This is a genomic window from Thiothrix sp. UBA5583 (assembly GCA_002425225.1).
Taxonomy (GTDB): Bacteria; Pseudomonadota; Gammaproteobacteria; order Thiotrichales; family Thiotrichaceae; genus Thiothrix; species Thiothrix moscowensis.
This window is the reverse complement of record DILV01000011.1, coordinates 22,598-33,313: the sequence shown is the minus strand read 5'-3', so window position 1 is coordinate 33,313 and position 10,716 is coordinate 22,598. Positions and strand designations below refer to the sequence as shown.

Annotated in this window: 10 protein-coding genes; 5 read left to right on the top strand and 5 right to left on the bottom strand. The window is 54.1% G+C overall.

Annotated features, from left to right (window positions below):
* Positions 1-28: 28 nt before the first annotated feature.
* Together B2U47_RS03525 and B2U47_RS03520 are read left to right on the top strand one after the other, a co-directional pair.
* Complete coding sequence (locus B2U47_RS03525; protein WP_296677824.1) at positions 29-853, top strand: polysaccharide deacetylase family protein; 825 nt, start codon at positions 29-31, stop codon at positions 851-853.
* A gap of 51 nt (positions 854-904) precedes the next feature.
* Complete coding sequence (locus B2U47_RS03520; RefSeq protein WP_296683941.1) at positions 905-2,512, top strand: NAD(P)/FAD-dependent oxidoreductase; 1,608 nt, start codon at positions 905-907, stop codon at positions 2,510-2,512.
* Here B2U47_RS03520 and B2U47_RS03515 read toward each other — a convergent pair.
* The 3 genes from B2U47_RS03515 to B2U47_RS03505 all read right to left on the bottom strand — a co-directional run bounded on the left by B2U47_RS03515 (position 2,509) and on the right by B2U47_RS03505 (position 5,480).
* The gene (locus tag B2U47_RS03515) at positions 2,509-3,906 is read right to left on the bottom strand and encodes an ATP-binding protein (RefSeq protein ID WP_296677829.1); all 1,398 of its coding nucleotides are present in this window, start codon (positions 3,904-3,906) and stop codon (positions 2,509-2,511) included. The genes B2U47_RS03520 and B2U47_RS03515 overlap by 4 nt on opposite strands.
* Positions 3,899-5,020: an FIST signal transduction protein gene (locus B2U47_RS03510; protein WP_296677832.1), complete on the bottom strand. Its 1,122-nt coding sequence runs from the start codon at positions 5,018-5,020 to the stop codon at positions 3,899-3,901. Before B2U47_RS03510 ends, B2U47_RS03515 begins: the two co-directional genes overlap by 8 nt.
* 79 nt (positions 5,021-5,099) lie before the next feature.
* Entirely contained in the window at positions 5,100-5,480 is a 381-nt protein-coding gene (locus B2U47_RS03505; protein ID WP_296677835.1) for a thioredoxin family protein, read from the bottom strand.
* 146 nt (positions 5,481-5,626) lie between these two features.
* Between B2U47_RS03505 and B2U47_RS03500 the strand changes: the two genes are divergently transcribed.
* The 3 genes from B2U47_RS03500 (at position 5,627) to tilS (ending at position 8,720) form a co-directional block, all read left to right on the top strand.
* On the top strand, positions 5,627-6,397 hold the full coding sequence (locus B2U47_RS03500; protein ID WP_296677837.1) for a ferredoxin--NADP reductase: 771 nt from the start codon (positions 5,627-5,629) through the stop codon (positions 6,395-6,397).
* A gap of 70 nt (positions 6,398-6,467) precedes the next feature.
* The gene (locus B2U47_RS03495; RefSeq protein ID WP_296677840.1) at positions 6,468-7,421 is read left to right on the top strand and encodes an acetyl-CoA carboxylase carboxyltransferase subunit alpha; all 954 of its coding nucleotides are present in this window, start codon (positions 6,468-6,470) and stop codon (positions 7,419-7,421) included.
* A gap of 9 nt (positions 7,422-7,430) precedes the next feature.
* The gene (gene tilS, locus B2U47_RS03490; RefSeq protein WP_296677844.1) at positions 7,431-8,720 is read left to right on the top strand and encodes a tRNA lysidine(34) synthetase TilS; all 1,290 of its coding nucleotides are present in this window, start codon (positions 7,431-7,433) and stop codon (positions 8,718-8,720) included.
* Here the strand turns inward: tilS and B2U47_RS03485 are convergent.
* Together B2U47_RS03485 and B2U47_RS03480 are read right to left on the bottom strand one after the other, a co-directional pair.
* A complete protein-coding gene (locus B2U47_RS03485) occupies positions 8,717-9,895 on the bottom strand; it encodes a glutathionylspermidine synthase family protein (RefSeq protein WP_296677846.1) in 1,179 nt (392 codons plus the stop codon). The two genes, tilS and B2U47_RS03485, sit on opposite strands and share 4 nt — an antisense overlap.
* A 3-nt stretch (positions 9,896-9,898) precedes the next feature.
* Complete coding sequence (locus B2U47_RS03480; protein WP_296677848.1) at positions 9,899-10,597, bottom strand: hypothetical protein; 699 nt, start codon at positions 10,595-10,597, stop codon at positions 9,899-9,901.
* Positions 10,598-10,716: the final 119 nt, after the last annotated feature.

Here is a 10,716-nt window from a genome sequence, read left to right as displayed (position 1 = left end):
GGCAACAGTCTGGGTAAGGAGACACAGCATGAAATCAGGATGGATGCGCCTGTTGGTAAGCGTGACAATATCAGCCAGTATGGGTACGGCAATGGCAGTGGATTGTGCCGCAATCCGGGCGCAGTACAACTGCCCCGCCAATGAAAAATATCCCCTGCACCTGAGCTTTGACGATGGCCCGGCTTTGCAGACCGCCAGTGTGCTGGAGGTCTTGCAACGTGAACAGGTTCCGGCGACCTTTTTCATTATTGCCGAAAAAATCGACTGCGAGACGGTGCTACAACAATGCCAACAGGCTGACCCAGCAAGCGATGGCAAGGATTGCACGGCCTACCGCGAGTGCCAGACTCGGCGCGAAATCCTCGGCAAGACCAAACAGATGGGGCACATGATCGGTTCGCATTCCTACCGGCATTTGCGCTATTCCGGGGTGGCTCCCGACAGGATGCAGCGTGATTTTCTGGCATCGAAACGCTTGCTGGAGCCGTTTTTTACCACCCAACCGCCGCTGTTTCGTCTGCCTTATGGGGATGGCTGGTTTAACCGCCAGCAAACCGGGCACGTGATGCAGGCATTGCAAGAGGCTGGCTTCCAGCATGTGGACTGGCAGTTGTCGGCGTTCGACTGGGATGAAAAGAACCAACAGGGCGACAAGATTTTGCAGAATGTGCTGACTCAGGTGTGTTCACGGCAAAAGGGCGGGGTGGTGCTGTTTCATGATGGTGTGGAAAACCAGTCGCATGAAGGCCGCCTGTTTACCATTGAGCATCTCGGTGAATGGCTTCCTGCTATGCGTTGCGTGGTCGATTTTAAACCGCTGGATTATTTTGTGAAGGGCTACCAGTCTAGGTGAGCCGTGTATGTGTATAATTCCGCTTTTGCCGAATTCACGAAACACAGCCCCATGATACGCATCACTGAACTGCGCTTGCCGCTGGAACACCCCGATACCGCTTTGCCTGCCGCGATTGTTGAGCGTCTGGGCATTGCTGCTGCCGACTTGCTGGATTTTACGGTATTCAAACGTGGTTATGATGCCCGCAAGCGTGATGCCATCGTGCTGGTTTATACCATTGACGCTACGCTCACCGAGGAATCCGGGGTTCTGGCAAGGTTTGCCAAGGATCAGCATGTCAATCCTGCCCCCGATACCAGCTACCGTTTTGTGGCACAGGTACAGGAGCCGCTGGAACAACGCCCAGTGGTGGTCGGTTTTGGCCCTTGCGGCATCATGGCGGGGCTGGTGCTGGCACAGATGGGTTTGCGCCCGATCATTCTGGAACGTGGCAAAAAGGTACGCGAACGCACCAAGGATACCTGGAAGTTGTGGCGCAACCACCAGCTTAATCCCGAATCGAATGTGCAATTCGGTGAGGGTGGAGCAGGCACGTTTTCCGACGGCAAGCTCTACAGCCAGATCAAAGACCCCAAACATTACGGGCGCAAGGTACTGACCGAATTCGTCAAGGCAGGTGCGCCGGAAGAAATCCTCTACGTCAGCAAGCCACATATCGGCACGTTCCGGCTGGTGAAAATGGTGGAAAATATTCGCCACGACATCGAGTCGCTGGGGGGCGAAATCCGTTTCCAGCAACAGGTAACGGATGTGTTGATCGAAGCCGGGCATTTGCGCGGGGTAGTGCTGGCAAGCGGTGAACAAATCCGTACCGACCATCTGATCCTCGCCCTGGGGCACAGTGCGCGGGATACCTTTCAGATGCTGTACGAGCGCGGGGTGTTCATGGAAGCCAAGCCGTTTTCGCTCGGTTTCCGCATCGAACATCCGCAAACTCTGATCGACCAGGCACGTTTTGGCAAACACGCGGGCAATCCGCTGCTGGGGGCGGCAGATTACAAGATCGTGCATCACGCCAAAAACGGGCGTTCGGTCTACAGCTTCTGCATGTGTCCCGGCGGGCAGGTGGTGGCGGCAACCTCGGAACCGGGGCGAGTTGTGACTAATGGCATGAGCCAGTATTCCCGCGCCGAACGCAACGCCAACGCCGGAATTGTGGTCGGTATTACCCCGGAGGATTACCCCGGCAACCCGCTGTCGGGTATCGAATTCCAACGCCAGTGGGAATCACGTGCGTTTGAACTCGGCGGCGGCAACTATGAAGCACCGGGGCAACTGGTGGGTGATTTCATCAAGGGCATCAAGTCTAGCCAGTTGGGGGCGGTGGAGCCGTCTTACCAGCCGGGGGTGCATCTGACCGACCTTGCCCCCAGCTTGCCGGGCTATGCGATTGAGGCGATCCGCGAAGCCTTGCCTGCCTTCGAGCGCCAGATCAGGGGCTTTTCCATGTATGACGCGGTGCTGACCGGGGTGGAAACGCGTACCTCATCACCGTTGCGTATCACCCGTGGACAGAATTTGCAGAGCCTGAATGTGCAAGGCTTGTATCCGGCAGGTGAAGGTGCAGGGTATGCAGGTGGCATCTTGTCAGCGGGAGTGGATGGCATCCGCATTGCCGAAGCAGTGGCAAGTGCCATGTTGGGTCAGGCGGATTAGGCTGTTGCGCTTGGTATGGCGGCAAGCCAGTGTTGCAGTTTCTGCCGCAGGATTGACAAGGCAATCGGCTTGGTCAGGTAGTCATCCATGCCAGCCTGCAAGCAGCTTTCCCGGTCGCCTTGCATTGCGTTGGCTGTTAGGGCAACAACCGGGGTACGGGGTTGATTCCGTTCCTGTTCCATTTGGCGGAAATGGCGGGTAGCTTCGTAACCATCCATGCTAGGCAATTGGCAATCCATCAGCACCAGGTCGTAGCGGTTTTTTGCCAGCAGATCGACTGCTGCGTGCCCATCCATCGCAATGTCAAAGGTGAAGCCCAGTTTGTCCAGCATCACCTTGGCGACCTTGATATTGACGGTGTTGTCCTCAACCAGCAGCAGATGTCCGCTGAGCGTGATTGGTTGGTTAGTGTCTGCTAACGCCGGTTGTTTTGCCGCAATAGTGGCTATTGCCACTGTATGCTTGTCGAGCATCAGGTCGAAATAGAAAGTGCTGCCTTGTCCAAGAGTGGATTTGATGCGGATATGCCCGCCCATCAAGTGTACCAGTTCCTGGGCAATGGTTAGCCCTAAACCCGTGCCACCATATAAGCGGGTGGTGGATTCATCGGCCTGACTGAAGGCATTGAACAACACCTCCTGTTGGGCAGGGCTTATGCCGGGGCCGGTATCAGCGACCAGTAGACGAATGCGTGCTTGACCCGGCAGATCTTCGCGCAAGTCGGCATGTACGCTGACAACACCGCTGTCGGTGAATTTCACCGCATTGCCCAACAGGTTGCCTAAGATTTGCTTGAGTCGGATCGGGTCGCCGTAAAACCAGGGGGGCAGGTTATCCGGCAGGTGTTTGTTCAGTGTCAGGTGTTTTTTGGTGGCAGAACCACTGAACAGCAGCAACATGTCATCCAGCAGTTTGGAGAGGTTGAACGGGATACGTTCCAGCACCAGTTTGCCTGACTCGATCTTGGATAAATCCAGCACGGCATTGATCACATCCAGCAAAATTTCCGAGGAACTGTAAGCCGTTTTCAGGTATTCGCGCTGCTGCGGGTCTAGTGTGGTCTGGGCAAGAATGTCCAGCATCCCCAACACGCCATTCATCGGGGTACGGATTTCGTGGCTCATGTTGGCAAGAAAACGTGATTTTTCCTGCGATTTTTGCAGGGCGCGGATTTTTTCCTGCGATTCCAGCTTGAGGGATTCATTCAGCGCCAACATTTCCTGCGAGGAAACGTCCAGGGAACGTTCCAGCAAGTAGTGACCGTGTTTGTGTTCACCGTAAGTCTGGCTGACTTTTGCCAGCAAGGCACGCCAACTGGCAACGTCTGGCGGACTCTCCGCACTCAGGCCGAGAGAACGCAGTTGCCGGTTGAGCGTGCGGTCAAGCTCACTCATGAATGGTGGTCAGGGTCATGGTTTGGTTGTGCAGGTCGCAAGAGCCTTTGGCAAACGGTGAAATTTCCCCGTAGGAATAAAAGCCGATTTGGGTGGTTTTTTCCGGCAGAATATCCAGTACTGCTTCCACTTCTTCTTCGGCATCTGCACCCATGACCATGCGTCGCCCGACACAACTGATGGAAATGCACAGCACTTCCGTGTCGGTCTCGGTGGCACTCATCAGGGCGGCATCTTCCGCACCTTCCACCAGTTGTTCCAGATTGGCTCGCATCAGTTGCGCGTAAGCACCGACCGGAATGTCGCCAGCAAAGGTGAGTGACTGGCTAGCCTCATCAATGGCAAGGATGGTGCGTACCAGCTCCTTGTCTTCGCCGGGCATACTGAGTGCCAGCGGGAAACGCAGACCGGTGGCTGGCAAACCTTCCGCCATTTCCCCCAGATAGGTTTTGTACAGAGCCAAGGCGGGTTTGCCTGCCAGTTCATACAATACGTTGTTTTCAGCGCGGGTCACTTCACGGGCAGGGCCGAATGGTTTCCAGCCACCTTTGGAGCCGTGACCGATACGAACATTCCCATAAAAACCCAGCGCAGTAACACCGTGGCTGACAGGCTGACCATCCTGCTGTAACACCCAGGTTTGGGCGAAGCGGTCGCCATCTCCGGCAAGACCTCCTGTGACAGTGATACCTTGCACGACATCATTGAAACCTTGTGCCAGTTCGCTGCCGTTGACATGTAACCCTTCCGACAACACCAGAATGCCTTGCAAGTCTTCGCCACTGAGACGGTCAGCCAGCAAGCGCCCAATATTGCGTGACTCTTTTACGTCATCAATACTGGCGTGCGTAACGTGCAAGCGGGTGGATTCAAACTGTACCAAGGCAATAACCAGACCATCATCATGGATGCTCTTACCCAGTATTTCACCAGCACTGGAGCAGCCCATAAAGACAGCTTGGGGATATTGCTCGTGCAGGGTTGCAAACGGGGCTGGATCATGCAGGAATTTCGAGTGACCAAAGACCAAAACCAGCAATTGGGGGCTGCTGATAGCAGGCAAAGTTGCTGAAAATCCATTTTGGGCAGTGTAAACAAGCGTTGTTGTTTTCATAACGTACCATTTCCTCAACTGACTTTATTTTTATCTATTAATCGAAATAATGACATATCAACAAGAATGATTCCAGCTTTTATGGATGGGCGGAACTTAACCTCTCCAGTAGTTTGCTATTGCCATCAATGAATTCCCGTACAAACGGTTTGGTGCGGGCGCTACTGAAGCGGGCAACCTCTTCGCCGTTTTCAATCAGCAGAACCGTGGGGAAGCCGCGCACCTTGTAACGCCCTGCCAGTTTCATGTTTTCGTCTTCATCGGTATCAACTTTTGCCAGCAAAACCTTGCCGTGATAGTCGGGAATGACAGATTTCAAAACCGGGTCAAGAAACAGGCAAGGGCCACACCAGTCAGCCCAGAAGTCAACCAGAACCGGGTTTCTGGCTGATGCCTTGATGACACGCTCTGCAAAGTCGTCAAAGCCATTGATGTCAAAGATGAATTTATACGTGGTCATGCTGTTCTCCCGCAATGAGGCGGCAATTATAACGGTCTGTGGCTGGTGGTGAAATACCGCATGGTTGGTAGGCGCTCTATTCCCTGTTGTTGGGGCAAGACTATACTTGTTTCCTAGTGTTTTACTGGGTTTATAGGGAGGCAGGTATGACAGCCATTGTTCGTACAAGCTGGCACAAGGCTGAAGTTGTGGCTAATCATCGCTGGACAGAACGCTTGTTGTCCTTGCGTATCCGCACGCAAGCCATGCCGTTCAAGGCGGGGCAATTTGTCACCTTGCGCTTGCCTGTGGTGGTCAATGGTCAAACAGAACTGGTGGCAAAATCCTATTCCCTGATCAATGCACCTCACGAAGCAGAAGTGGAGATTTTCTACAATATCGTTCCCAATGGCAGGCTTTCCAACGCTTTGGCACGGCTTGTCGCCGGGGATCATCTGGAGATTTCCCAGCCTGCCAAGGGTTTTTTCGTGCTGGAAGAAATTCCGACGGTTGCCAACCTGTGGATGGTGGCGACAGGTACAGGGTTGGGGCCATACCTTTCTATCCTGAAAACGGCGGAAGTGTGGGAACGTTTCCAGCAGATTGTGCTGGTTCACAGTGTGCCACAGCGGGAAGAGTTGCTGTATGCTGACCTGATTCAGGGTTTCGCCCGCAAGAATCCCCAACAGTTCCGCTTTGTTGCTTGCGTAACCCGTGAAGCCAATCCTGCCGGGCTGGAAACCCGTGTCACAACAGCGCTTGCCAGTGGTGCGCTGGAGGCATTGGCAGGGCTGGAGATCAAAGCGGAGGATAGTCATGTCATGCTGTGCGGTAATCACAACATGCTTGATGACATGAAAGCATTGCTGGCAGAACGTGGAATGCAGCGCCATTTGCGCCATAAACCGGGGCATATCACGACCGAGCAGTATTTTTAAAGTCGTAATCTGTCAACAAGCCATGTAAAATTAGCCGCTTGACCATAAGGGGTGACGGAAAACGACAGGCATGAATCCTGAATTTCTTGATTTTGAACAACCTATCGCCGAATTGCAGGCGAAAATTGAAGAGCTGCGTTATGTGGGTGACGCGGAAATCAACCTGAGCGAAGAGATTGCCAAACTGGAAGAAAAAAACGTGTCAATGACACGTTCCATCTTTGCCAAGCTGACACCGCGCCAGATTTCCCAGCTCGCCCGCCATCCCAAGCGTCCCTACACGCTTGACCTGATCCGGTATCTGTTTACCGATTTCCAGGAACTGCACGGGGATCGCGCTTTTGCCGATGACAAAGCCATTATCGGCGGTCTTGCCCGTTTTCGAGGGCAGTCTGTGATGGTCATTGGTCATCAGAAAGGTCGTGATACCAACGAGAACATCAAGCGCAATTTCGGGATGCCGCGCCCGGAAGGTTACCGCAAGGCGCTGCGCCTGATGCACATGGCAGAAAAATTTCATCTACCCGTTATTACTTTCATCGACACACCGGGAGCTTATCCGGGCATCGGTGCGGAAGAGCGCGGGCAAAGTGAAGCGATTGCTCGTAACCTTTACGAAATGGCCAAGCTGCGAACCCCGATTATTTGTACGGTCGTGGGTGAAGGTGGTTCCGGCGGGGCGCTGGCGATTGGAGTAGGCGATCGGGTCATGATGTTGCAGTATGCAACGTACTCAGTGATTTCCCCGGAAGGTTGCGCCTCCATTTTGTGGAAAAGTGCGGAAAAAGCCGCAGAAGCTGCGGATGCGATGGGTATCACGGCTGACCGCCTCAAATCCCTGGGTCTGATTGATCAGATCATCCCCGAACCTTTGGGTGGGGCACACCGCGATATGGAAGCAGCGGCAAACTTTGTCGGTGCAGCACTCGAATCCAATCTGCGTGACCTGAACGCGATGAATATCGACAAGCTGCTGGACAAGCGTTACCAGCGAATCATGAGTTTCGGGCAATTCGAGGAATAAACGGCGTACATGTTCACGCCTGAACGTTTGTCGGCTTTTTTTCAGCAGTATCCTGCGACCGCCTATCTGCTTGCATTCAGTGGCGGTCTTGATTCACTCGTGTTACTCCATGCCGCCATGCAATTGCGCCAAACCATGCCGCAATTGCGTTTGCGGGCAGTACATGTCGACCATGGCTTGCAGCGTGTTTCCGCGCACTGGGTTGGTCACTGCCGCCGTATCTGTGAGCAATACAACATCCCTTTTACCTGTGAACGCTTGAAGGTTGTGCCGCTGGCAGGTGACAGCGTGGAAGCGGTTGCCCGCACGGCACGTTACGCAGCCTTTACCCGCCATTTGCGCAGCGGTGAAATGTTGCTGACTGCCCATCACCGCAATGACCAGGCTGAAACCCTGTTGTTGCATCTGGTGCGAGGCAGTGGTGTCGATGGGCTGGCTGCCATGCCGGAAGTACGAGCATTTGGTCTGGGCAAACTGGGGCGTCCCTTGCTGGGGTTTACCCGGCAGGAATTGCAACAGTATGCCGATGCGCATCAACTGGATTACATCACTGACCCCAGCAATCTGGAAAACCGTTTCGATCGCAATTACCTGCGGCAACGGGTCATGCCGGTACTGGAATCGCGCTGGCCTTCCGTGGCGGACACCTTGAGCCGCGCTGCCCGTTTGCAGCAGGAAAGTCGCCAGTTGCTGCAAGGTTTTTTGCATGAAAAGCTGCCATCTGTGCAAGGTAGCAAACCCGGTACGCTATCCGTCAATCTGTTACGCGCCCACGAACTGGTCATGCAAAAAGCCCTGTTGCGTGAATGGCTAGCACAAGCCGGATTTGTCAGGCCGGATGAAGCCCGTCTGTTGCAGGTGACTCGTGATGTGCTGCACGCGCGTGATGATGCAGAACCTTGCATCCGCTGGGAAGGGTGTGAAATACGCCGTTACCGCGATGAGGTGTACGCCCTCCAGCCACTGCCTGCACATGATACCAGTACTGTGCAGGTTTGGGCGGACGCTGTACCGTTGCAGGTGGCGGACATGACCTTGTACCCGTCAATGCTGGGTGGTTGGCAGGAACGCTGTTGGCAGGTGGGAGCGGAGATGGTCAGTGTGCGTTTTCGCCAGGGTGGGGAAACCATGCTGATTCCCCGGCGAGGCGGACACCACAGCTTGAAAAACCTGTTGCAGGAAGCGGGTGTGCCGCCCTGGCAGCGCAACCGGCTCCCCCTGATTTACGTGGGGGAGCGGCTGGTTTGTATTGCCGGAGTTTTGCGAGTCGAACCGGATGGTTCCATCCAGTTGCTTTAAACGATGCGGTGACTGACGAATTTGCTGAGGTTGTCGAGGACGTCCCCGCCACGGCGGAAACCAAGACCGCAACCTTCCCACGCAAAAAACACGCCTGCCTGATAACTGCGCCCTTGCGAGTCTTTGGGGTACGCCGCAAATTCCTGATAGATGGTGCGGTAACGGTCGTATGCCCCCGGTGTGGCTTGCAGGATGCGTCCGGCTGCATCGTAAATGGTGGTATTCGCTCCTTCACGCCCGAACATCTTTTTTGCTACCTGCTTTTTACCCTGCAAAGGCTGGTCACGGGTTTCCAGCAAGTAGGGCGAGTCAGGGAACAGGTCATACAGCACTTTCATGATGCCCTTGCTTTGGAACAACAGGGTATAAGCAGGGTTGAGAATGACCGTATTGGTATAACGGGTGATCTCATCCAGAATGCCGTTGATACCATCGGTTTGCAGGGCAATGTCTTCCCACGGGTATAGCTTGAACCAGTAGTCGAAGCGGGTCTGACGCGGGTTGAAAATGCCTTCCTGTTCAAGGAAACCGACTTCATCCATGTAGCAGAAATCGGTTTGGAAACCGGCATCATTGGCCATTTGTTGCAGGAAACGCACGGTACGTTCGTCTTCCGGCTGGTTGCGCATACTGGAGAACAGGATGTTCTGGAAGTTGTAGTAACGGTCGAATTGTTCCGGCTCGTCTTCACCTGTCACCAAACGGCGGAAATTGCGCAGGATGCTGTCATACACCGAGTTGAACTGGCGAGCTTCATCCATGCCATTGGCTTTGAGCAGTGCCCATTGCACCACGGCAGTTTCAAACAGGCTGGTTGGGGTGTCGGCGTTGAATTCAATCAGCTTGATCGGCAAGCCATCAATGCCACCGGCAAAGTCGAAACGCCCGTACAGGTGGCGGTGGTCGTTTTCCCAACTGCGGAGAATCGGGTCAACCAGATTGTAGGGAATGTCCAGATCAAGGAACAGGTCATTGTCGATGACGTGCTGGGCGGCTTCCACATACATGTCGTACAGCTCGTTGGCTGCGTTGTAATAGGCGTCCACTTCTGCTTCTGTTACAGGCACGATTTCATCGGCAACATAGGGCTGACCATCCGGGTCGGTGTGCCAGCTCATCCCAACTTCTTCCATCAGGGCAGGGCTGATGGGTTGTACTTTTTCCAACTGGATCATGCCTTAGCCACCGTGAGAGCTGTTGCCGGTTGTACCAGAGCCAGTAGAGCTGCTGCTTGAGCTGGCAGCCGGAGCGTTGCTGGGGTTGCCTGCACTGTTGTTGCCAAAATAGCCGGATTTGGGTTGTTGTGCCTGATTCGGATTGACCGCGCGGGTATCCGTACCACCGGCTGCCGGACGGCTGATGGATGTCTGGGCACGTTGCTGCTGGTGTTGCTGATGCTGCTGGTAATTGGAGTTGCCCATCAGCTTGTTGGCAATCATACCGCCAATCAATGCGCCTGCGGCTGATGCCAGCAGCGTTTCACCCAGACTCAAACCTTGGTTTTCAGCCGCTGGCTGGGTCAGCTTGGATGTGCCGTCTTCCACTTTTTTGGCTTCTTCTTCGGCAATCTTTTTCAACTCGGCTTCGTTCAGGATGCGTTCGTTGCCGTTCATGTCTTTGAGAATGGCACGAGTGCCCTCAGCAGAAGGGTATTTTTCCTTCAACTCATAGGTGTCAGGGTTGACTGCGGTTTGCTGAATAACCATGAATACGCCTTCGCCCTTGCTGGCTTCGGCTATGCTTCCGGCATCTGCTGTCTTGGGTGGTGGGGCAGGTGGCTGATCACCGCCGCAACCTTGCAGGCTGGCAAGGATGGTCAGGCCAAGGCTGCCAACCATGGAATAGGAAACAATGGATTTGATGTAGGGCTTGTTCATGGGAAATTCCTGTCATGTCCTGTTTGTATTTGCAGTGGAAGATAAACAAGGTATCAGGAAAAATCTACTGTATTGACAATCCAATAGCTAAAAACCATAATCATCCGGTCTTAATGTAT

Excerpts from the sequence above, each read along its gene's own strand:
- B2U47_RS03525 (WP_296677824.1), top strand. The coding sequence starts at position 29 with ATGAAATCAGGATGGATGCGCCTGTTGGTAAGCGTGACAATATCAGCC.
- tilS (WP_296677844.1), top strand. The coding sequence starts at position 7,431 with ATGTTCACGCCTGAACGTTTGTCGGCTTTTTTTCAGCAGTATCCTGCG.
- B2U47_RS03495 (WP_296677840.1), top strand. The coding sequence starts at position 6,468 with ATGAATCCTGAATTTCTTGATTTTGAACAACCTATCGCCGAATTGCAG.
- B2U47_RS03520 (WP_296683941.1), top strand. The coding sequence starts at position 905 with ATGATACGCATCACTGAACTGCGCTTGCCGCTGGAACACCCCGATACC.
- B2U47_RS03510 (WP_296677832.1), bottom strand. The coding sequence starts at position 5,020 with ATGAAAACAACAACGCTTGTTTACACTGCCCAAAATGGATTTTCAGCA.
- B2U47_RS03500 (WP_296677837.1), top strand. The coding sequence starts at position 5,627 with ATGACAGCCATTGTTCGTACAAGCTGGCACAAGGCTGAAGTTGTGGCT.
- B2U47_RS03480 (WP_296677848.1), bottom strand. The coding sequence starts at position 10,597 with ATGAACAAGCCCTACATCAAATCCATTGTTTCCTATTCCATGGTTGGC.
- B2U47_RS03515 (WP_296677829.1), bottom strand. The coding sequence starts at position 3,906 with ATGAGTGAGCTTGACCGCACGCTCAACCGGCAACTGCGTTCTCTCGGC.
- B2U47_RS03505 (WP_296677835.1), bottom strand. The coding sequence starts at position 5,480 with ATGACCACGTATAAATTCATCTTTGACATCAATGGCTTTGACGACTTT.
- B2U47_RS03485 (WP_296677846.1), bottom strand. The coding sequence starts at position 9,895 with ATGATCCAGTTGGAAAAAGTACAACCCATCAGCCCTGCCCTGATGGAA.